Origin of the sequence: Blautia sp. OM07-19 (assembly GCF_003481595.1) — a bacterium.
Classification (GTDB): Bacteria; Bacillota; Clostridia; order Lachnospirales; family Lachnospiraceae; genus Blautia_A; species Blautia_A intestinihominis.
In genome coordinates this window covers 52,095-74,931 of record NZ_QULA01000007.1, presented here as the reverse complement: position 1 = coordinate 74,931, position 22,837 = coordinate 52,095, and the positions used below count along the sequence as shown (strand labels likewise).

The 22,837-nt window shown below is 45.7% G+C and carries 20 protein-coding genes; 7 read left to right on the top strand and 13 right to left on the bottom strand.

Going from position 1 to position 22,837, the window contains the following annotated elements:
* Window positions 1-34: 34 nt before the first annotated feature.
* A complete protein-coding gene (locus DXC01_RS07140) occupies window positions 35-904 on the bottom strand; it encodes a transporter substrate-binding domain-containing protein (RefSeq protein ID WP_022215371.1) in 870 nt (289 codons plus the stop codon).
* 300 nt (window positions 905-1,204) lie between these two features.
* On the opposite strand from DXC01_RS07140, the gene hydF reads away from it, so the two are divergent.
* Window positions 1,205-2,434: a [FeFe] hydrogenase H-cluster maturation GTPase HydF gene (hydF, locus tag DXC01_RS07135; RefSeq protein ID WP_118698617.1), complete on the top strand. Its 1,230-nt coding sequence runs from the start codon at window positions 1,205-1,207 to the stop codon at window positions 2,432-2,434.
* Window positions 2,435-2,624: 190 nt separating this feature from the next.
* Window positions 2,625-3,479: a diaminopimelate epimerase gene (gene dapF, locus DXC01_RS07130; protein ID WP_118698616.1), complete on the top strand. Its 855-nt coding sequence runs from the start codon at window positions 2,625-2,627 to the stop codon at window positions 3,477-3,479.
* Between the two features lie 61 nt (window positions 3,480-3,540).
* On the opposite strand, the gene DXC01_RS20105 is transcribed toward dapF, so the two are convergent.
* The 6 genes from DXC01_RS20105 to DXC01_RS07105 all read right to left on the bottom strand — a co-directional run bounded on the left by DXC01_RS20105 (window position 3,541) and on the right by DXC01_RS07105 (window position 9,237).
* Complete coding sequence (locus DXC01_RS20105; protein ID WP_158565281.1) at window positions 3,541-3,681, bottom strand: hypothetical protein; 141 nt, start codon at window positions 3,679-3,681, stop codon at window positions 3,541-3,543.
* A 4-nt stretch (window positions 3,682-3,685) separates the two neighbouring features.
* Entirely contained in the window at window positions 3,686-3,955 is a 270-nt protein-coding gene (locus DXC01_RS07125) for a hypothetical protein (protein ID WP_118698615.1), read from the bottom strand.
* Window positions 3,956-4,232: 277 nt separating this feature from the next.
* On the bottom strand, window positions 4,233-5,099 hold the full coding sequence (gene aroE, locus DXC01_RS07120; protein WP_118698614.1) for a shikimate dehydrogenase: 867 nt from the start codon (window positions 5,097-5,099) through the stop codon (window positions 4,233-4,235).
* Window positions 5,100-5,251: 152 nt separating this feature from the next.
* On the bottom strand, window positions 5,252-6,142 hold the full coding sequence (locus tag DXC01_RS07115; RefSeq protein ID WP_334290851.1) for a quinate/shikimate dehydrogenase: 891 nt from the start codon (window positions 6,140-6,142) through the stop codon (window positions 5,252-5,254).
* Window positions 6,143-6,189: 47 nt separating this feature from the next.
* On the bottom strand, window positions 6,190-8,211 hold the full coding sequence (locus tag DXC01_RS07110; protein WP_118698613.1) for an oxidoreductase: 2,022 nt from the start codon (window positions 8,209-8,211) through the stop codon (window positions 6,190-6,192).
* A gap of 87 nt (window positions 8,212-8,298) precedes the next feature.
* Entirely contained in the window at window positions 8,299-9,237 is a 939-nt protein-coding gene (locus tag DXC01_RS07105) for a LysR family transcriptional regulator (protein ID WP_022215379.1), read from the bottom strand.
* A gap of 289 nt (window positions 9,238-9,526) precedes the next feature.
* Here DXC01_RS07105 and DXC01_RS07100 point away from each other — a divergent pair, with 289 nt between their 5' ends.
* The 5 genes from DXC01_RS07100 to DXC01_RS07080 all read left to right on the top strand — a co-directional run bounded on the left by DXC01_RS07100 (window position 9,527) and on the right by DXC01_RS07080 (window position 14,673).
* Window positions 9,527-10,741 carry an MFS transporter gene (locus tag DXC01_RS07100; protein ID WP_022215380.1) on the top strand — a complete coding sequence of 405 codons (1,215 nt, stop codon included), beginning with the start codon at window positions 9,527-9,529 and terminating at the stop codon, window positions 10,739-10,741.
* 48 nt (window positions 10,742-10,789) lie between these two features.
* Complete coding sequence (aroD, locus tag DXC01_RS07095; RefSeq protein ID WP_022215381.1) at window positions 10,790-11,551, top strand: type I 3-dehydroquinate dehydratase; 762 nt, start codon at window positions 10,790-10,792, stop codon at window positions 11,549-11,551.
* A gap of 146 nt (window positions 11,552-11,697) precedes the next feature.
* Window positions 11,698-12,324, top strand: a complete 627-nt coding sequence (locus tag DXC01_RS07090) for a TRAP transporter small permease (protein ID WP_022215382.1) — start codon at window positions 11,698-11,700, stop codon at window positions 12,322-12,324.
* A complete protein-coding gene (locus tag DXC01_RS07085) occupies window positions 12,324-13,613 on the top strand; it encodes a TRAP transporter large permease (RefSeq protein ID WP_022215383.1) in 1,290 nt (429 codons plus the stop codon). Before DXC01_RS07090 ends, DXC01_RS07085 begins: the two co-directional genes overlap by 1 nt.
* A 10-nt stretch (window positions 13,614-13,623) precedes the next feature.
* Window positions 13,624-14,673: a TRAP transporter substrate-binding protein gene (locus DXC01_RS07080; RefSeq protein ID WP_118698612.1), complete on the top strand. Its 1,050-nt coding sequence runs from the start codon at window positions 13,624-13,626 to the stop codon at window positions 14,671-14,673.
* Window positions 14,674-14,770: 97 nt separating this feature from the next.
* Here the strand turns inward: DXC01_RS07080 and DXC01_RS07075 are convergent, their stop codons facing one another.
* The 6 genes from DXC01_RS07075 to DXC01_RS07050 form a co-directional block, all read right to left on the bottom strand.
* Entirely contained in the window at window positions 14,771-15,835 is a 1,065-nt protein-coding gene (locus DXC01_RS07075) for a substrate-binding domain-containing protein (RefSeq protein ID WP_118698611.1), read from the bottom strand.
* Window positions 15,832-17,427 (bottom strand): response regulator, encoded by a 1,596-nt coding sequence (locus DXC01_RS07070; protein WP_022215386.1) that lies wholly within the window; start codon window positions 17,425-17,427, stop codon window positions 15,832-15,834. The genes DXC01_RS07075 and DXC01_RS07070 overlap by 4 nt, the downstream gene beginning before the upstream one ends.
* A gap of 28 nt (window positions 17,428-17,455) precedes the next feature.
* Complete coding sequence (locus DXC01_RS07065; protein ID WP_022215387.1) at window positions 17,456-18,955, bottom strand: sensor histidine kinase; 1,500 nt, start codon at window positions 18,953-18,955, stop codon at window positions 17,456-17,458.
* The gene (locus DXC01_RS07060; RefSeq protein WP_118252104.1) at window positions 18,952-19,965 is read right to left on the bottom strand and encodes a substrate-binding domain-containing protein; all 1,014 of its coding nucleotides are present in this window, start codon (window positions 19,963-19,965) and stop codon (window positions 18,952-18,954) included. The genes DXC01_RS07065 and DXC01_RS07060 overlap by 4 nt, the downstream gene beginning before the upstream one ends.
* A 113-nt stretch (window positions 19,966-20,078) precedes the next feature.
* A complete protein-coding gene (locus DXC01_RS07055) occupies window positions 20,079-21,236 on the bottom strand; it encodes an ABC transporter permease subunit (protein ID WP_022215389.1) in 1,158 nt (385 codons plus the stop codon).
* A gap of 43 nt (window positions 21,237-21,279) precedes the next feature.
* Window positions 21,280-22,821 carry a sugar ABC transporter ATP-binding protein gene (locus DXC01_RS07050; RefSeq protein WP_118698610.1) on the bottom strand — a complete coding sequence of 514 codons (1,542 nt, stop codon included), beginning with the start codon at window positions 22,819-22,821 and terminating at the stop codon, window positions 21,280-21,282.
* Window positions 22,822-22,837: the final 16 nt, after the last annotated feature.

The window sequence follows — 22,837 nt, the reverse complement described above, 5'->3', positions numbered from 1 at the left end:
TCCATTGCTTGTATTACCAGTCAGGTTGATCTGCTTATTCAGCATCTTCTGCAGTGTCATCTGTCTCCGGAACTGCACCGTTGTCGTCCAGTGTTCCTTCATATGTCTGACCTGCTGCAAGCTCTGTTGCATCTGCGATGAATTTGTCCATGGAACCGTCATCAAGTGCATCTGCGATCGCTGCGTTTACAGCTTTGAGAAGTGCATCGTTTCCTTTTGAAACACCGATTGCAGATCCTACGGTATCATACGGTACATCACATACGATCACAAGATCCGGATAGTTCTTCTGATAGCTCTCTGCTACTGCTGTCTCGATGAATGCACCATCCATCTTACCTGTCAGAAGCTCTGTGATAAGGTCAGTAACCTTAGGAAGAGATACGATATCAGCATCCGGTGTGTTCTCGTTTGCAAGATCAAGCTGGATAGAACCTGTCTGTGCTCCGATGGAGTAATCCTTGTTGTTTGCATCTTCAAGAGATTTGAACTGATCTGCTTTGTCTTTGACAGTTACGAAGGACTGTCCACCCTGATAGTACAGGTCTGAGAACTCCATAGCATCCTCACGTGCCGGATCTGGGGAAAGACCAGCCATGCCAAGGTCTACGTTCTTCTGAGCAAGTTCGCTTAATACACCGTCAAAGTCCATCGGAACTACTTCCAGTTCCAGTCCCATCTTGTCTGCGATGTACTTAGCCAGATCCATGTCAAATCCTGCCAGTGTCGGGTTGCCGTCATCATCGATAGAATAGAATTCATACGGTGCAAAGTCCGGGCTTGTTGCTACTGTAAGTTTGCCATCTGTAACGGTCTCTACATCGTCTGCTGCAAATGTCGGTACTGCCATAGATACAGTCATAACTGCACCAAGAGCGATTGCTGTGATTTTCTTTAAGTTCATCTTCTTTTCCTCCTCGTTTTCCTGGAATATTTATGCAGAAAAAATGCATAATTCCTCTTCATTTTTCTTATTGTATCATAATCCGCAGAAAATACAAGCAATTCTTTCTTTTAGTGCAATACAAAAATTTTAGCATTGTCGCTTTTTACGCAGAAATGCACTTCTCATACTTGCATATTTTTCTGTATTTTCTTATAATAGAAAGAAACACTTTCATAATTTAAAATATTGCAGTAAATTTTTCCTGTTTTTTCGGATTATTTTCTGTAATCTTTTTTCGAAGGCAAAGGGGGAAGAGTTATGGGAATGAATCAGACACCTGCTTCTGAACGGGTACATATCAGTTTTTTTGGAAAAAGAAATGCCGGGAAATCGAGTGTGATCAATGCTGTGACCGGACAGGATCTTGCGATCGTTTCTTCTGTGATGGGAACTACGACGGATCCTGTATACAAATCCATGGAACTGCTGCCGCTTGGCCCTGTGGTTGTCATTGACACACCGGGGATTGATGATGAGGGCGAACTTGGTGCGCTTCGCGTGCGCAAAAGCTATCAGGTCCTGAACAAGACGGATATTGCGATCCTGGTCGTGGACAGCACCACTGGAAAGGGTGAAGAGGAATTTGCGCTTCTTCATAAATTCCATGAGAAGCACATTCCGTATCTTGTTGTTTACAATAAGATTGATCTTCTTTCTGTCGAAGAGATCAAGAATCTCGCAATGTCAGTCCGCGCCGGGGAAGTTCTGGCCAGTGCAGCTGATGGCATGAACATCCAGGAACTAAAAGAAAAGATCGCCACTCTGAAACCGGAAGATACACACCAGTATCCACTGATCCAGGATCTGATCGAGCCGCTTGATCTGGTGATCCTGGTCGTCCCGATCGACAAGGCCGCACCGAAAGGCCGTCTGATCCTGCCGCAGCAGCAGACGATCCGTGATATTCTGGAACGTGGCGCACTTTCCCTTGTTGTGCGGGATACGGAGTTAAAAAGTACTCTGGATCATTTTCTGGCGCAGGGTGTCTGTCCGAAACTGGTTGTCACTGACAGCCAGGCATTTGCGCGTGTTTCAAAAGATGTGCCGGAGAATATCACTCTGACTTCGTTTTCTATTCTTTTTGCAAGATATAAAGGAGAACTGGAGACACAGCTGAAAGGCGTTGCCGCACTTTCTTCTATCGAGGATGGCGACCATATCCTGATCGCAGAAGGATGTACGCATCATCGTCAATGTGGAGATATTGGAACCTGCAAGATGCCTGAGTGGATCCGAAACTATACAGGAAAAGAACCTGTATTTGAATTTACTTCCGGCACAGAATTCCCGGATGATGTTTCTTCCTATAAAATGGTCGTTCACTGCGGCGGCTGCATGCTGAATGAACGCGAAATGAAATACCGCATCGCATGCTGCCAGGATCAGGGCGTGCCGATCACGAATTATGGTATTCTGATCGCACAGGTGACTGGAATTCTGAAACGCAGTCTCGGACCGTTTCCAAAGATGCAGGAGCTGGTTCCGTAGATTCCGGATTATTATAGAAAGTGTTTAGGCGTTATTCATAAGAATTTTGAGTATTTTTTAGTTAATCTTCACAAAACTATAACATTTTTCCGTTATACTATGGTTCTATGGTGCTGGAAAGTTTATCCAGCGTTTTACTAAAGATATTGCAACTGAATGGGGAGAATATTTAATAAACAGGAGGATTTATATGAAATTTACAAAAATGCACGGGATCGGCAACGATTATGTATACGTGAATTGCTTCAAGGAAACAGTAACCAATCCGTCTGCGGTGGCAAAATTCGTCAGCGACCGCCATTTCGGAATCGGATCAGATGGTCTAATTCTGATCAAACCGTCTGATGTGGCAGACTGTGAAATGGATATGTACAATCTCGATGGCTCTCAGGGTGCTATGTGCGGAAATGGGATCAGATGCGTTGCCAAGTATGCTTATGATTACGGCATTATCGACAAAACCAGCATCTCTGTTGCAACCAAGAGCGGTATTAAGTATCTGGATCTGACACTTGGGGATGACGGCAAGGTTGCCCTGGTTAAAGTAAATATGGGCTCACCGATCCTGACTGCAAACCAGATCCCGATTGTTTCCGGCAAAGAGCAGGTCATTAACGAGCCGCTGGATGTGGATGGTACTACTTACCGTATCACAGGTGTTTCTATGGGAAATCCACATGCGATCGTATATATGGATGATATCGACAATCTCGAAATCGAAAAAATCGGCCCGAAATTCGAAAATCACATTGATTTCCCGGACCGTATCAACACAGAATTTGTCAAAGTCATCGACCGCCACACGCTCCAGATGCGTGTATGGGAGCGCGGTTCCGGCGAAACCCTCGCCTGCGGCACCGGTGCCTGCGCCGTAGCCGTAGCCTCCACTCTGAACGGACTCGTCGATGAAGGTGAACCAGTCACCGTCAAACTCCTCGGCGGCGACCTCCAGATCCTCTGGAACCCCCAGGAAAACCTTGTATATATGACAGGACCGGCTACTACCGTTTTCGATGGGGAGATTGATCTTTCATTTCTTAAGTAGTCTGTAACAGAAAAAAGCACTGAACTCATGACATCATCATGATTTCAGTGCTTTTTTCTTATTATTCCACATTATTTTTCAATTCATATTCTGCCTCTATTTTTGTTTTTTCATTCTCAAGTTCAAGGCGAATCTTTTCGTACTTCGTAGCGAATTCCCTATCTGTCATTTGTTCTGCTTTGAATTGCTCTAATGTTTTCATATTTTCACAGTCCTTCTCGATAAACGTGATTTATAGTTGCCTGAGCGTGCTCCAGTTCTTTCTTTTTGATAATCGCTTCGCGGTCGATCAGGATTGCGAGCATTTCGTCTACTACGTCCTCCGGGCGGGGATCAGAGACCCGGTAGAGGTAGCCTAACATCCGCGTAGCCGTATAATCCGTATTCATCTGCCTATAAGCAATTTCCCGGCAAAAGTCGTCCGGATACCCCTTTTCGCACAACACATGATAAAGTTCATCTGATCTGGATTCCATTCTCCTACACCTCCATTCCATCTTCACCACTACAAATAAAAAAAGAAACAAAAAAAAGATGGCATCACCCTCTACGAAAACCACCTTAACTCAATCATAACCTCACAATTTTCAACCTCAGTAAAGTCAACACCCTCCCGTCCTCCACAACGAAGAACTCTGTATCTTTCCTACTACCATTCGTCCCGTCGAAAGCCCAGGCGAGGGGTGTGCCGAGGGGACTGCGAAGTCCCCTTGGCGATTATTTTCGGCTTCTCAAGCCAAACATTTCCTCTTCCTAAGAGAAATACTTCTCCTTTATGATCTCCACCGGCATCTCCTCACCCGTCCAAAGCTTGAAGGACGCAGCTCCCTGATACAGCAGCATATACATACCGTTACCAGTCTTGCATCCTGCTTCCTTTGCTTCACGGAGCAGTCTTGTTTCCTGCGGATTGTAAATTACATCGAATACAAACAGATCCTTATGGAACATACTTGTATCTGTGATGATCGTTCTGTCTACATTCGGAGCCATTCCAACAGAAGTACCATTTACAAGGATTGCGCTCTCTGCGATAGAAGCACGAAGTACTTCCGGATCTGAGAAGTCATGCAGAGTTACCTTGCAGTCTGTGCGCTCATTCAGTTTCGCAACGATCTCCTCAGCTCTTCCGAAGAAGTTGTCTCTCACGTTAAACACATTGATCTCTGCTACGCCATCCAGTGCAGCCTGTACCAGAATCGCTGTAGCTGCTCCGCCGGCACCGAGAAGAGTCATTTTCTTGCCGATGATATCTACACCGTTCTCAGCAACTGCTCTCATAAATCCAACACCGTCTGTTGTGTAAGCAGTCAGCACGCCGTTATCATTAACGATCGTATTGCATGCTCCTGAAATCTCAGATGCAGGAGATACTTTATCTGCAAGTTTGCACATGATATTCTTGCCCGGCATGGTAATGTTCCAGCCTCTTGCGCCCATGGTACGAAGCCCCTGAACTGCTTCCGGCATCTTATCTTCCGGTACATCAAATGCAAGATATGTATAATCCAGCCCCAGCTGATCGCATGCTTCATTGTGCATTTCCGGAGAAACACTGTGTGCGACCGGGCTTCCAAGTAAACATAATAATCCGGTGTGTCCTGTGATATGTTTTGACATAATCCATATTCCTTTCCGCGTATCAAAATTTGGCGATTTCGCTCACCTGTATATAGCTCTCATTATACACACTTTAAAGTGATAAAGCAAGCAGAACATTTAAAAAAGCCACAGAGACGAAGTTTCATCCCCATGGCTTTCCTGGTTTCTATTTAGATTCCAAGTTTTTCTTTCATGTAATCTACCGGAGTATCTTTTCCAGTGTAAAGTTTGATGGCGATGAGTGCCTGGAACAGCATCATGCTCATACCATTGTAAACTTTTTCGCATCCTGCTTCTTTTGCCTGTTTCATCATAACAGTTTCGCGTGGTGCGTAAACTGTGTCAGTTACGATCAGATCTTTCTTGAAGAAAGAAGTGTCCGGGATGTTGGAAAGGTCTTCCAGTGGGTGCATTCCTACACCTGTTGCATCGCAGAACAGATCTGCTGCATGCATTTTTTCTTTGAGGAGGTCATGATCTGCAAGGTCATTCATTGTAGCTTTGCAGTTTGTGTTCTTGTTGATCAGGTCAACGATCTCTTCTCCACGGCTGTAGAATTTATCTTTGATGTTGAAGATCTCGATCTCTGCGATTCCGTCAAGAGCTCCGCGTACTGCGATTGCTGTAGCAGCTCCGCCGGTTCCGATCAGAACCATCTTCATTCCTTTGAAATCAATGCCTTCTTCTTTGAGTCCCTGCCAGTATCCCATACCGTCAGTGTTGTAGCCTTTGAGTTTTCCTGTAACCTGTCCGTTTTCGTCACGCATGTTTACAACTGTGTTGATAGCACCGCATAATTTGGCAGCTTCATCAACTTCGTCCAGATATTTGTGAACAACAGTTTTGTTCGGCATGGAGATGTTGGATCCAAGCATTTTGAGAGCACGGATACTCTGAACAGCGTCTTTGAGGGAATCGTTGTCTACTTCAAATGCAAGCTGGATAACGTCATCGCCGTTTTTGTCGTATGCGAGGTTATGAGTTGTCGGAGACTGTGTGTGACGGATCGGGTAAGCCATTAATCCTACTAATTCTGTATGTCCTGTTACGTTTGGCATGATTTTTTCCTCTTTTCTTTTTAATAAAAACTTTGCTCCCTTGGTATCATTTATTCAAGTGGTTCCAGATGCAGGAATCCCTGAGACTCCAGTACGTTCAGTACTGCACGGCCTTCCATGGTACCTTCCATGATACGGCGGGCACGAACGGAATCACCGATGGTGTATACATAAGTATCTGTATCATTGAAAGCTTCTTCAAGTTCCGGAAGTACCGGGTTGTTGGAACGCATTCCAAGGCAGTTGAAGCCGAGGTCGAATTCCATATCCTTGATCTGTCCGTCCGGAAGTTTTACTGTGAATGCATTTTCCTTCACTTCCTGAAGTGCTGTGTTTACATATTCCTTAACACCATATTTGTCGTGAGTCTCACGCATGGAACATTTGGTGATCGGGTCTGCAAGCATACCGATCTGAGGAAGCATATCGATGATCGTACACTCTGCTCCGCGAGGTGCAAAATATTCGATAACGTCAAGTCCAACGGATCCACCGCCGACTACAACGACCTTTTTGCCCTTACATGCTTCATCCGGATATTTGCCGGCGTTCAGGTTGTTGATCATATCAAAGATCGTAGCCACGTTTCCGGCCTCGATGTTTTCTTTGAGACCTTTGATCGGCGGGACAAGCGGTACAGAACCTGTTGCGTTTACAACGATGTCCGGTTTGAACTGTTTTACTTTGTCAACAGTTGCTTCTGTGTTCAGGAAAACATAAAGATTCTTCAGTCTGGCTGCACGGGCTTCCAGATATTTCGGGAAATCTTTCATACGGGTCTTGCTCGGAAGATCTGAGATGAATGTGGAGAGACCTCCAAGGTGATCCTTCTTCTCCAGAACGAATACGTTACAGCCTACTTCTGCTGCTGTACATGCAGCTTCCAGACCTGCTGTACCACCACCAACAACTACAACATTGCAGTTCTTGTTGACTTTGAGTGCTTTATAGATATCGCCTTCCGGTACAGCCGGGTTGACTGTACAACGGATCGGACGGTTAACACCGATACGGTTTCCGGCACATCCAACATTACATGAGATACATTTACGAAGAAGATCTTCCTCGCCATTCTCAACTTTCTTAACCCAGTTTGGCTCTGCGATAAGGCCACGTCCCATTCCGACGATATCTACATCGCCGCTCTCGAGAACTTTCTCGACGATCTTAGGATCACGGTAGTTACCTGCATTGATAACCGGTTTCTTGAATTTGTCCTTTACGGCTCTTGCCATGTAGGATCTCCATCCATCCGGAAGGTAGTTGGAGTCGATCTGATACTGAAGAGATGGGTTCAGGGCACAGGAAACATCGTACATATCTACGAACTCATCGAGATATTCCAGATATTCCAGAGTGTCTTCCAGAGTGTTTCCACCCGGTACTCTCTCTTCTGCGGAGATACGAACAATGATCGGGAACCAAGGTCCTACGTTCTTACGAACTTCTTCGAGTACCATACGCGGGAAACGAAGACGGTTCTCTACGGAACCTCCGAACTCGTCTGTTCTCTTATTATAGTAAGGGGAGATGAACTGGCTCATCAGATAAGAATGTCCGCAGTGGATCTCGATCGCATCGAAACCGATCGCCTGGACACGCTTTGCAGCCTCTCCATATTTCTTAACAGTTGTAAGGATTTCTTCCTTTGTCATCGGACGCGGAACTTCTCCGCCGGCCTTTGTCGGGATATTGGAAGAAGAAACGGTCTCCATTCCGGTTCTTGCAGAAGAGGCTGAAGCTCCGGCGTGGTTTACCTGGATCGCTACTGTAGCACCATTCTTATGAAGGTTTTCTACGAGCTGATAATAACGCGGCATAAAGCTGTCGTGGTCGATACGGATCTGGCTGGTGCCGTTGGATCCTACCGGATACTCAATGTTGGCATTTTCCAGAATGATTAAACCTGTGCCGCCTTTTGCGCGGAGTGAGTAATAATTCATGTGACGGTTACTCATCTCACCGCTTGTCTCACCATAGTTTGTTCCCATCGGGGTCATTGCGATACGGTTCTTGATAGTAGTTCTTTTGATTGTTATAGGTTCAAAAATCTTTGGGTATTCACTCTTCATGAAATAATCTCCTTATTCATTTAACATCATATTCATAATGTGAGTGGCCATCCTTTGTTTGTGACACCTTTATCATAACTCTTTGTATTAAAAATTAACAATATCTTTCAAATAAATTTTTGATACGTTTTCGGTATCATTTGCATCATCTGCCTGCTGTTCCTTCATATATTTGATAAAACGCTCCACTGCCGGCAGACGATATCTGTCTTTCATCCAGAACATAAAAACCTGGCGGTAGATCTCAAGCCCCATGATCTTGTGGATCTTGATGCCGTCTGCATTCAGAAGGATATCCGTCTGCGGCATCAGTGCGATACCAAAATTCTCCCTTACCAGAGATACTATAGAATATTCATCCGGACATTCCACGATCGTATTCGGATTTACCTGATATTTCCTGTACAGATACTTGGCATAAGTTCCCATCCAGGATGCACTCTCATAGCCGATCACCGGGTAATGGTCCAGTTCCACCAGCGGAACTTCCTGCATCTCTGAAAGGGGATGTTCCTTCGGCGTGATGATCACCAGCTCCTGTGCGCTGAGCGGAAAAAACTCCATATCATCCATCTTGAGATAACCGCCGAAACCAACGTCCAGCTCGCCTGTACGAACCTTCTCGGCAATTGCCGGTGTATGATTCTGCCAGAAATTAAAGACTACGTTCTTATTTTCTTCCTGGTTCAGAAATTTCCTTACTTTATGAGGAATATAATGCCCCGCAAGCGGAAAAATATAACCGATATCGATCTTTCCGCCATCTGAAGAAAGTTCCTGCATTTTCCCCACTGCCACGTCACAGTCTCCTGCAATCCTGTCTGCATGTTCCAGAAAAAGCTTGCCCGCTTTTGTAAGTGTTACGCCCCTGCCTTTTTTTTCAAATAAAGCAACTCCCAGCTCGCTCTCGAGGGCTGCCATGGAACGGCTCAGAGACGGCTGCGAAATATACAGTTCTTCTGCTGCCTGATGATAATTTTCCAGCCGTGCGACCTTCTGAAAATACAAGATCTGATTCAGTGTCATGATTGATTCCTCCTATATAAATATATTCCCCAATATCCTGTCCCGGATTTCTACTTTCATTAATCATTATAATTTTGTTCCTAGTATATCACATTAATGCATTCAATGCATTGGTTTTTCGCTTTAAAAGCATTAGACTACACGAATTGTACCTGTTAAAATACAGATAAATGTTATTTTTTTAACAGGCTTTTGATAAAAGCTTTTCATTAAAAAAGGCATTCATTGTTTGTGACAGAACAAAACACAAGTAAAAAAAACAAATGTTTCACAGGAAAAGGAGAGAACCATGAACAAAAAGTACCTGCCAAGTGCATTGATCCTGTACTTGAACTATTTTATCCACGGTGTTGGATGTTCTATCTTAGGACAGGCAGTTATTAAGGAAGCTCTGGCAACCGCATGGGGTGTGGAAGCCATGGCAATCACCGCAATTTCAGCAGCATTAGGTCTTGGACGACTGATCGCCCTTCCTTTTGCAGGCCCGCTTTCAGACAAATTAGGACGCCGTATTTCCACAGCGATTGGAAGTGCTTCCTATGCGATCTATCTGGTCGGTCTGGCACTCGCATTTAATGCCGGAACAAACGGCGGATACACAATCGCTTATGTATGCGCGATCGTCGGCGGTATCGCAAACTCATTCCTTGATACAGGTATCTACCCGGCAGTTTCCGAGATCATCTACAAAGCTCCTGGCGTTGCTACAATGGGAATCAAATTCTTCATCGCTATCGCTCAGATGATGCTTCCATTCGTACTCGGTGCAACCGTAGCTACTACTGCTGCAGGACTTACTTCCTACAACCGTTTATTCTTCGGATGTGGAATCATCTACCTTGTACTTTTTGTACTGGTATTCCTGTTCCCGCTTCCGGATGCAGACCAGAAAGCAGCCGGCAAGAAAGAAGGACTTATCGACAGCCTGAAACATACTCATTTCTCACTTGAATCCATAGCTATGATCCTGATCGGATTCACCTGCACAGGTACTTTCCAGTTATGGCTGAACTGTGCACAGAACTTTGCAAAAGAAAACGTAGGCTGGGCTGACCCGTCTATCATGCAGACCTATTACTCAGCAGGAACCCTGATCGCACTTGTTGTAACAGCACTGCTCACAAGAAAGATCAAAGACGTTCGTTTTATCGTGATCTACCCGGTTATCTGCCTTGCAACTCTGATCGTTGTACTTATGGGACAGAGCCAGACACTTATGATCGCCGGTGCATTCATCATCGGATGGGCAGGCGCAGGCGGACTTCTGCAGATTGCAACTTCCGTATGCAACATGCTCTTCCCTAAAATCAAGGGAACTGTAACCGCGCTCGTTATGATCGCATCTTCCCTCTGCAACTACACGATCCTGACAGCAGCATCCAAAATGCAGCCATCTCAGGTTATGACAATGAACATCGTTCTTACAGCAGTCGGTGTTGTACTTGGACTGTATGTAAACATCCGTTACAAAAAAATGGTTGCACTTGCTGAAGCAGAGAACTAAAATGAAAACCAAGGGTGAAAAGCCAACTAAATAGAAAGGACCCAAATCATGAATACAGTAAAAATCCGTGATATCGAGATCGGCGCAGGCGCACCGAAGATTATCGTTCCTATCGTTGGTGTTACAAAAGAAGACATCATCGAAGAAGCAAAAACCTTTGATTCTATTCCGGTTGATGTTGTTGAATGGCGTGTAGACTGGTTTGAAGGCGTTTTTGATTTTGCAAAAGTAGAAGATGTACTCAAGGATCTTCGTGCAGCACTTGGAAACATCCCGCTTCTTATGACATTCCGTACTTCCAAAGAAGGCGGCGAGAAAGCGATCGAGCCGGAAGCTTATGCAGAACTCAACATCAAAGCAGCTCAGACCGGATATGTAGATCTGATCGACGTAGAGATCTTCACAGGTGATGAGATTGTTAAGAAGATCATCGACGGTGCTCACGCAGCAGGCGTTAAGGTTATCGCTTCCAACCACGACTTCTTCAAGACTCCTGCAAAAGCAGATATCATCTATCGTCTCCGCAAGATGCAGGACATGAACGCAGACATTCCGAAAATTGCAGTTATGCCACAGAACAAGAAAGACGTTCTCACACTTCTGGCTGCAACAGAGGAAATGGCTACAGACTATGCAGACAGACCGATCATCACAATGTCCATGGCAGGCACCGGCGTTATCAGCCGTCTCTGCGGTGAAGTATTTGGTTCTTCCATGACTTTTGGTGCAGCAAAGAAAGCATCCGCACCGGGACAGATGGGAGTAAACGATCTGAACACAGTCCTTGGACTTCTTCATAACGCTATGTAATATAGCCAAATCGCATTATATAATATTTACTTCTTGAAAACGCCGGTATTTTTATTTACAATAGAAATACCGGTGTTTTATAACTGTAAAGCATTAAACAGTTATTGTGGAAAAGCATCTATATTTACTTTTAAGGGAGGTCATCCATGAAAAAAACACTTCACTGGCTGGACGAAAACCTCGAAGAATTTATTCTGGTCATTTTTCTGATCGCCATGACACTGATCATGGGTATTCAGGTATTATGCCGATACGTTCTTGGAATGTCCCTGTCCTGGTCTGAGGAACTCACCAGATACCTGTTTATCTGGTGCGGCTTTTTGAGCGTCAGCTACTGCAGCAAGAAATGCCTGTCGATCAAGATCGAACAGTTTGTTGCAATTTTCCCACGCAGAGGCAAGGCGATCTTCAAGGTTGTGAACCACACCTTCGAACTCATCTTCTTTATCTACATGATCCCGTTTGCCTGGTCCTATATGATGTCTTCTGTGCACAGCGGACAGCTTTCCCCGGCCTGCGGCATCCCGATGTATTACATTCAGGCGGCTCCGTTCGTATCTTTCATCCTGGTCGCATTCCGCGTCCTGCAGCGCTGGATCATCGAGTTCCGCGTAGCAAGAGGTGAAAATGTCTTTGACCCGGCTCACCCGGAGCGCAACACACCAGAGTCCTTCATCCAGGCAAATGCAGAATCTCCTGCTGAACAGGCCATCGGTGCAGGAATTGACAACCGTATCAACACCATCAAGAATTCAAATGAGGAGGAACACTAATGCCAGTCGTTGTTTTATTTATCATTTTTGTTTTATTACTGGTCATCGCTGTTCCGGTATCGATCACACTGGGAATTACATCTGTTCTTCCTTCCATCTGTGATCCTTCCTTTACGGTAGGTGCCAAATATCTGATCCGTGCGATGTTCGGCGGTCTGGATTCTTTTCCGCTGCTCGCCGTCCCAATGTTCGTATTGTCCGGTATCATCATGGCAAAAGGCGGCATCTCCAAGAAATTATTCGATGTTTTCGCTTACTTTCTTGGTAAATTCACAGCAGGAATGCCGTGTGCCGTTATCGTAACCTGCCTTTTCTACGGTGCGATCTCCGGATCTGCTCCGGCTACTGTTGCAGCCGTAGGAAGTATGACCATCCCGATCCTTACCAATCTGGGATATGACCTGACATTTTCCACTGCAATCGTTGCCGTTGCCGGAGGCCTGGGGGTTATCATCCCTCCGAGTATCCCGTTCATCATGTACGGTATGGCATCCGGTGCTTCCGTCAGCGACCTGTTCCTTGCCGGAATCGTCCCTGGCCTCATGATCGGAGCCCTGCTCATGATCTATGCGATCTATCACTGCAAACGCTACGGCGAGGACAAAGCCAAGATCCATGCCGAAGTTCAGGAGCTTCATGACAAAGGACTTCTGAAAGTGCTCAAAGAAAGCTTCTTCGCTCTCTTGAGCCCGGTCATCATCCTTGGATGTATCTACAGCGGTGTCGCTTCTCCGACAGAAGCCGCTGTTATCTCTGTATTTTATGCACTGATCATCAGCCTTTTTGTATACAAGAGCATCCATATCCGCGATATCTGGGGAATCCTGGTGGAAGCGATCCGTACTTTCACCCCAATCCTCTTCATCCTGGCTGCTTCCACTGCATTCTCCAGAGTCCTGACTCTGATGCAGGTTCCACAGACAGTCAGTGAATTTATCCTGAACAACTTCCACAGCCCGGTTGCGATCCTGCTGATCATCAACCTGTTCCTCCTGATTGTCGGAATGGTTATGGATACCACACCGGCAATCCTGATCCTTACACCGATTCTGCTCCCTATCGTGCAGGCGATCGGTATGGACCCGATCCAGTTTGGTGTGATCATGGTTGTAAACCTTGCCATCGGATTTGTTACTCCTCCAATTGGAGTCAATCTGTTCGTTGCAAGTTCCCTTACCGATGTTCCAGTCATGGCAATCGCCAAAAAAGCCATGCCAATGATCGTATTCTTCCTAATCGCCCTTCTTCTGATCACTTTTATTCCGGCGATCTCAATTGGAATCTTATAGGAGGAGAAAGATGAAAAAATTTACTACTTATAATTCAGACAAAAAAATCCGTCGTATCCTCCGTACAGTCCCGGTACTGGCTGCAGCTGGAATCCTGAGCGTTGCCCTTACCGGCTGCGGCTCTTCCGATGAAGAAGTACAGCGTTATTCCTGGCCGCTGGCAACCGCCAGCCCGGAGGATACCGTAACACAGATCTTCGCCGAGAAGTTTGCAGAAGAAGTCTCAGACTTAAGCAACGGCAAAATGAAGATTCAGGTTTACGCAAACTCCACCCTCGGCGGTGACCGTGACCTTCTGGAGACCTGTGCAGACGGCGACATTCCGTTTGTCGTTCAGAATACTGCACCTCAGGTTTCCTTCATGAGCGACCTTGCTGTATTTGACCTTCCGTGCGTATTCGATTCTCTGGATGACTGCCGTAAAAAGATCGACGATCCACAGTTCAACAGCCTGATCAGCGACGTCTATACCGAAGGCGGCTATCATCTTCTTGGTATGGCAGACCAGGGCTTCCGTGTTATGAGTACAAACAAACCGGTCAACAGCCTTGCAGACTTTAAAGGCCAGAAGATCCGTACCATGGAAAACAGCTACCATCTTGCTTTCTGGAAAGCGCTTGGTGCAAACCCAACCCCGATGAGTTTCAGCGAAGTGTACATCGGCCTGCAGCAGCACACCATCGATGCACAGGAAAACCCATACGAGGTCATCGTTTCCAACAATCTCTATGAACAGCAGGATTATGTTGTAGAAACCAACCATCTTCCGCATCTGATCTCCCTGATCGTCAATGACGATTTCTTCAAGGATCTTCCGGAGGATGAACAGGAGATCATGACAGAGGCTGCCCAGCTTGCCACAGAATACGCAAGAGAACAGTCCGATGCCAGAATCGCAGACAAAGTCGCCGTGATCGAGGACAGCGGAACACAGATCATCAAACTTTCTGATGAGACACGCAAAGAGATCCGCGAGGCTTCTCAGGGCGTTTACGATTCCATCAGGGAAAAGATCAATCCCGATATCTATAATTCCTATATGGAAGGGATCGAGCAGTAACTTTCTGCCGGTCATCTAAATCAAAGCCTTCAAAAAGGAACCCCGCACAGCCTGTTCCAAAGCGCTGTACGAGGTTCCTTTTCTTATTACATCTCTTTTATTCTTTTACATTCAGATATACATCTTCTTTTGAATGGAATCCTCCATCCACGATGACTTCGTCCATGTTTTCTGCAGTCACTGCGATCGGTGTGATCTTGTAATATGGGATCTCGCCGGAACCGTCATCTGTGGTCTCTGTGACCGGGATCTCACAGTCTTTTGAGGTAATGTCTGTACCGTTTCCGAGTGCCACTGCGAGGATCGCCGCTGTGCTTGCCTCCTGCTCGATCGGTTTGTAGACTGTCATGGTCTGTGTCCCCTCTACAATCCGCTGGCAGGCTGCCAGGTCTGCATCCTGCGCAACCAGTGCCACCTGTCCTGCGAGACGGTTTTCTGCCAGGACTTTGACTGCCTGGCTTGCCAGATCATCATTGCCGCACATCACGCCCACAATGTCGTCTGTCACCTCAAGGCCTTTGTTTACATGCGTTGCTGCCATCTCAGCGAGCCAGTTATCACAGTATCCTGTATAGGCGATCTTGAGTTTGCTTCCTTTCAGAGCCTTACGGAAACCAAGTTCTACCTCCTCTACATTTTTGTCCGTAGGAGAACCGTTGATCGCGAAGATATTTCCACCGTCCGGGCATGCCTCGACCAAAGCCTCTCCCATCAGGGTTCCTACCATCTCATTGTCGATCGTGATATAGAGGTCTGCATCCACATTTGCGATCATCCGGTCATAGCAGACTACTTTGATCCCCTTGTCCTTCGCTTCTTTTACCACATCATACAGAGCATCTCCGTCGATCGGGATGATCACGATCACGTCCATTTCCTTCTGGATAAAGTATTCGATCTGTGAGATCTGTTCATCCACATCACCGCCTGCCACCTGGACATTTACTTCTGCCCCAAGCCCCTGTGCCGTAGATACGAACATATCCCGGTCGCGAAGCCATCTCTCGATCACAAAGGAATCAAAACTGAGTCCGATCTGGAGTTTCTTTTCTTCTGTTGTTTCTTTTTTTGTTGTCTCAATTTTCTGTGTTCCGCATCCTGTCACGCAAAGAACAAACATCAGGGCAGTTATAAGAAGAGCTATCCCTCTTTTCTTTTTCATTTTCCGTACCTCGTCTTGAATTCACTTGGAGTCATGTCTGTCTGCTTCTTAAAGATCCTGCTGAAATAGTTCGGGTCTGTATAGCCGCTCTTTACGCCGGCTTCTTTGACGCTGACTTCCGGCTGTTTCAGGAATTCTTTCGCTTTTTCTATTCGGATCCTAGTGAGATATTCAATGAAGTTCTCGCCCGTTTCCTCCTTGAAGATCTTGCTGAAATAATAAGGGCTGATATTTACCTGACCGGAAACTTCATCCAGTGAAATGTCCTTGCTGAAATTTTCCTGGATGTAGAGCATTGCCTTTTTGACAGCGGAATTCGACTGTTCCTCTTTCTGATCACGGATGGAACGACAGATGTTGACCATCTTATCCAGAAACCAGCTTCTGAGTTCTTCGTAACCGCTGCATGCCATCGCTACATCCAGATAATCCCGCCTGTAGCTGAATCCATAGTTGACAGCACCTGCCTCAAAAGCGATCTTTTCGCCCCAGATAATGTATTCCAGAACCTTCAGACGGATGTTGTTCATATCCTCCGCGTAATGTTCCAGCATCCAGTCAAAGAACGTATTCAGCTCCTGTACACATTTCTTTTCGTCCCCATCACCAAGATAACGGAAGATCCGTTTCTCCATATCGACAGGAAACTCCTCATCATAAACACCGTTCTGCGAAAGGTCCTCGATATGGATCACTCTGCTCTTGCTTCCGTTCAGCGCGCGGAGTGCTTCACGGTAAGAGCGCTCCAATTCCCGCATAGGTCTGATCCTGCCAAGTCCGATACGAAATCTGGCATCGATCCTGTTTTCCAGCCTTGACACAAGATTTCTCGCCTGTTCCACGAGGTCGATCCTTTCTTCATATGGATTCTCAGGCAGGCTGCACGGCACGATCACCGGAATACGGTTTGACATCACCGATCCCACTGCACAGGAAAAAGAGGATTTCACCACATCCCTCAGCTCATCATAAAAACTCTGTGCTTTCACATTCATTCCGACAGGGCTTATCAGCCTACCATTTTCATACGACTGGCCAAACTGGATGACCATGACATAGCCCTGTTTTTCCTCGATATCCAGAAGCTGCCGGTAGTAGTCTGCTGTCTGTTCCTCCTGCTGGAACAAAAGGCTTCCTACAAAGCTGTTTTCCACAACAGGGATGACCGTTTCCAGTTTTTCCTGGATCTTCAACAGGTTGCTTCTCTGATTTCTCTTCTTATCCACCTTCTCGATGGCTTCTTCCACCGCGGAGATGATCTTTGCCTTGGAGATCGGCTTTGTCAGATAACGCTCCACGCCAAGATCGATCGCCTCTTTTGCATAATCAAACTTGTCATAAGCAGATACTACATAAAAAAGTGCTGTCGTATTGAATTTTCGTATTTCCCGCATTGCCTGGATCCCGTTGATTCCCGGCATATGAATGTCCATAAAGACAATGTCCGGATGAAAAGTTTCTGCTTTTTCTGTCACTGCTCTTCCTGTCTTGGCAGTTTCTGTGATACAGCTGTCCCCAAATGTACTGGATATCACACTTTTGAAAGCTTCCAGCATAATTCCCTCGTCATCTGCTACCAATATACGATACATTGTTTTGTTTCCCCTCCACTTTCTTATGCTACTCCAGTTCCTCTTTTTCCATCGGAATGACAATATGAACTTTCGTTCCGGTTCCAGGTCCGTCACTCTCGATCGTCATAAGTCCTTCCTGTTTGTAATACAGCTTCAGTCTTTCTATGACATTATGTACCGCGATTCCTGTAGAATAGCGGTTTTCTTCATCCTGCACTGCTCTTCCTTCCATAACCTTCGCGATCATTTCTTCCGTCATTCCCGCACCATTGTCGCTGACCGTGATATCGATCATATCCTGGTTTCTGTGGATAGACATCACAATGCGTCCCGTCTCCATGCAGTCATGGATTCCATGCTGGACGGCATTTTCTACCAGCGGCTGAAGGATCATGCTTGGAATGCGGATGTTTTCGATGTCTTCATCTATTTCCCGGATATATACAATATCTCCGGCAAAGCGCACATTCAGGATGTAGATATAATTATCTACCGCCTCGATCTCCTCCCAGAGCATCGCATCTTCTTCCATCTTGCGCACATTATACCGGAAAAAATCCGCCATTTTTTCCAGAAATATACCTGTCTTGTCCGCATCTCCCATCATCGCAAGCTGTGCACCTGCATTCAGGGAATTGAACAGAAAATGCGGATTGATCTGCGCCTGAAGGAACTTCAGCTGTGCTTCCTTAAGGTGTGCCTCCATCATAAGCTCTCGTTCCTTCATCTGCGCCTGCCGCTCCATGCTTTCCTTGAGCTGGTCGATGTTCTCGCGGATGCTCTCCAGCATCTGGTTAAAACTTCTCGTCACGACTCCAACTTCATCATCCATAACAATAGGAAGCTGCGGAACATCGAGATTTCCTTTTGCAACCTCATGTGCCGTATTGGAAAGAGCGGTCAGCGGGCGGATCATATTCCGCACCAGAAGGACCGTCACTGCAAGCCCAACCACATAGACGACGATCAGTACGATCAGGCAGAGTCTGTACAGCACATTCATCGATGACAGTAATAACTGATAATTTGCTGAGTTTGTCTTAAAGCGCAAATTATTTAATTTGTATATGTAAGTGTTGATATATTCATAGAGCTGATTTTCTGTTTCGTAGGAAGTCTTGTATTTCTCTACATTTCTTCCTCGCTTCGCCTGAACTGTCTCATTTGTCTGATCCAGATAACTCTCGGACATCCTGCGGATGTTTTTTTCGAGCATCTTTACTTCGCTGTCCATGTTTTTGTCGTTGAGATCTTCGATCAGATTTTTGTAATTCTGGTCATAACGGTAATAGTTTTCCAGTGTCTCGGTACTTTTTGTATTCAGGTATTCATAGACTGTGTTCTCAACAAGTTCCAGTGCTTCCGAAAGCTCATTCACATCGACATTGCTGGAAAAGACCGCATCGATCCTGGTAACGGCATTCTGGATCTGACTGAAAATAAAGAAATTGATCCCGAGTGCAAAGACAAGCACCATGAGCATGACTCCACTCAGTCTGGTCTGTATGGAATTATTTACGGAAGGGGTGTCCTTTTTTTCTGTCATTTTTCGCCCTCCGTTCTGTACTCATCGGTGTTATCCTTTGTGATCACATGCTGATTGACACTGTAATATCCGTTGCTGTGCCCAAGAGATAAATACTCTTCCAGTGCGTTGACACTGTATTTTCCTACTTCATCCATATCCATCGCGATCGTGGAGGACAGGATCCCCTTGTCGATCGCATTCAGAATCACATCGGAATAATAGTAACCGATCACCTTGACATTTCCAACCTGGTTATAATCGACCAGGGCCTGATATACGCATTCCGTCACGACTTCATCCATGCATACCAGGACATCCGGCAGACTTTCCTCATTTACAAACATATCCCGGACAAATTCTTCCGTGTCAAAATCTGCACTGCTATCCACACAGTACTCTGACAGATTGACAGACTGGCCTGTTTTTTTCCTGGATTCCAGTTCTTTTTTTACCTGATAGTAAACAAGATTGGTCTCCTGTGTCTTGGAACTGGAAGTCGAAAGAAACAGGATCTGTGTGGTCCCTTTTTCATTCAGCATTCCTGCTATCTGGTCAGTATAAGCACTTCCCATCTCATAACTGTTCAGACCGACAAAGCTGATCCTGCGGCATGCAGAATCGTCTGTAAGGATCGTGACAACCGGGATTCCCTCGCGGGCAGCCTCTTCGATCAGTTTCTGCTCGGCCTTGCTTCCGTCTGCTTCAAGAATGATCCCGTCAACGTGAGATGCGATCCCGATCCGCAGACAGTCTTCCTGTGTGTAATTCTTCATCTGTTCCGGTGAAAGAAGTTCGACGTAGGCATCGGCTTCTTTGGCAGTTTCGCTGGCGCTTTGGTAGATGGACTGCCACATCAGGGTATCTTTGTCATTGGAGATCATCAGATAGTGCTTCTGATAACTCGCTGCATATTCTCCTTCGCCCAGATCCACCTTATCCATGGATTTCTGAAAGTAGACCCAGATCCCTGACAGAAAAAAGATGCATCCTGCCAGTATGCAAAAAACTGTCAGTGTAAATTTTTTCATAATTCATCATAATTCCTTTGTATTTTTTCATATTGTAACACAATTATGACAGCATTGCAAAAGGAGCCATTGCTTTTGCACAATGACTCCTCTTGTTAATCTGATCAGATCGATCAGCCGTTCTTTCTGTTGGATAATACATCAAATACAACTGCGATAAGAAGTACGGCACCTTTTACTACGTACTGCCAGGAATCACCGATACCCATGATGGACATACCCATGTTGATGACACCGAGGAGAAGAGCACCGATCACTACACCGCCTACAGTACCGCTGCCGCCGTATGCGGAAGCACCACCGATGAAACAGGAACCGATCGCATCCATCTCGAAGGATGTACCTGTACTACCGTTTACAGAACCTACACGTGCTGCACAAAGAAGACCTGCAAGACCTGCAAGAAGTCCCATGTTTGCATACGCGATGAAGTAAACTTTGTTTGTATCAATACCGGAAAGCTGTGTAGCTTTCTCGTTACCGCCGATTGCGTAGAAGTAACGTCCAAATGCTGTTCTGGATGTGATGAAGTTGTAGATCAGGCAGATTGCAACAACCCATACGAACATGATGGAGATACCTTTGTACTGGAACAGTTTGTAGCAGTACCAGAGGATAACTGCTGCGATGATGACTGCTTTGCTGTAATCAGAAAATGCTGTGTTCTGGCGATATCCTCTTTTTGCTTTGTTTGCTCTGGAACGAACTACGTTGAAGATCACATAAACTGCAACTACGATACCAACGATCAGTGCAGAATAGTTTGCTGTGTCGTCAAGTCCAGGAATGTTGATGTAGGATGTAAATACATTCAGGAAACCTTTGTCCTGGATAGAAACAGTCTTGTTGTCCAGGATCAGACGTCCAAATCCACGGAAGATGAACATACCTGCAAGTGTTGTGATAAATGGAGGGATACGTTTGTAACCGATCCAGTAACCCTGCCATACACCTACCAGAAGACCTACAACGAGGCAGATGATAATGGTAAGATATGGGTTCATTCCTTTGTTACCGATCATGACAGCTGCAAGACCACCGACCATACAGATAACAGCACCTACAGAAAGGTCGATGTTACCACCTGTCAGGATACATAACAACATACCACATGCAAGAACCAGAACGTAACCATTCTGAAGCATCAGGTTTGACATATTCTGTGCATACAGAAGTCTTCCATCTGTCAGGCCACAGAACAGGATAAATACAACTACCAGTGCAATGACCATTGTATATTTTCTTAAGAAATCTTTTACATTAAACTTCATTTTTTTACCCCTTTCCCGGTAGAATCGAATTCACGTTTCGACCTTATTTCTTATTCTGCTCCTGCATGATCGAAGCCATAATACGTTCCTGTGTTGCCTCTTCGGCACTGAGTTCGCCTGCCAGACGGCCCTCACTCATAACGTAGATACGGTCACACATACCAAGAAGCTCCGGCATTTCGGATGAGATCATGATAACTGATTTTCCATCTTCTACCATTTTGTTGATCAGGCAATAGATATCGTATTTTGCACCTACATCGATGCCTCGTGTCGGCTCATCCAGAATCAGGATATCCGGTTCTGTAAACATCCATTTGCCGAGAAGTGCTTTCTGCTGGTTACCACCGGAAAGGTTGCCGATCTTCTGCTCATTGGAAGGAGTCTTGGTTCCCATTTCCTTTGTCATCTCATCAGCCAGGTGCACTTCCAGATCTGTGTTGATCACGCCCTTTTCACAGACTTTGGAAAGTCGTGCAAGCGTTGTATTAAATCGAATAGATTCTCCGAGGATCACACCGTTTGTCTTACGGTCTTCTGTTACATAGGCAAGACCATGACGGATCGCATCACGCGGATTCTTGAGGTTTACTTTTTCTCCCTTGATATAGAGTTCACCACTGATGTTGCTTCCGTAGCTCTTTCCGAATACGGACATTGCAAACTCAGTACGTCCTGCACCCTGCAGTCCGGAGAAACCAATAACCTCGCCTTTATGTACTTTACAGGAAATATTGTCATCTACGACTTTTTCCGGATAAAGCGGATGATGTACGGTCCAGTTCTTTACTTCCAGCATGACATCTTTGCTGACGTTATGCTTTCTGGCCGGATAACGGTCATCCATAGAACGGCCAACCATACCTTTGATGATACGGTCTTCGCTTAAGTCATCTACGCCTTTTGTCAGTGTTTCGATCGTTGTACCATCTCGGATGATCGTACAGCGGTCTGCACAATAGATGATCTCATTCAGTTTATGTGTGATGATGATAGAGGTAAGACCGTTTTTCTTGAATTCCATCAGAAGATCCAGAAGCATTTTGGCATCTTCATCATTCAGAGAAGAGGTAGGCTCATCCAGGATCAGAAGTTTAACCTTCTTGGAAAATGCCTTGGCGATCTCTACCAGCTGCTGTTTACCTGTTCCGATATCTTTGATCAGTGTCTGTGCAGATTCATGGAGCCCAACCTGAGCCATGTGTTTTTCTGCTTCACTGTATGTTTTGTCCCAGTCAATGCTGCCTCTTTTATTCTTAATCTCGTTTCCGAGAAACATATTCTCTCCGATAGAAAGCAACGGAATCAGTGCAAGTTCCTGATGAATAATGACGATACCTTTCGCTTCACTGTCGTTCAGGTTTTTAAACTTACATTCCTCGCCTTCATAGGTAACGGTACCTGTATAACTTCCATATGGATACTGACCACTTAATACGTTCATCAGTGTGGATTTTCCCGCACCGTTTTCACCGATCAGCGCGTGAATCTCTCCTCGCTGGACCTCAAGATTTACATTGTCCAGAGCTTTGACACCGGGGAACTCCTTCGTAATGTGATCCATTACTAAAATATTGTCTGCCAAAATGGCGCCCCCTTTC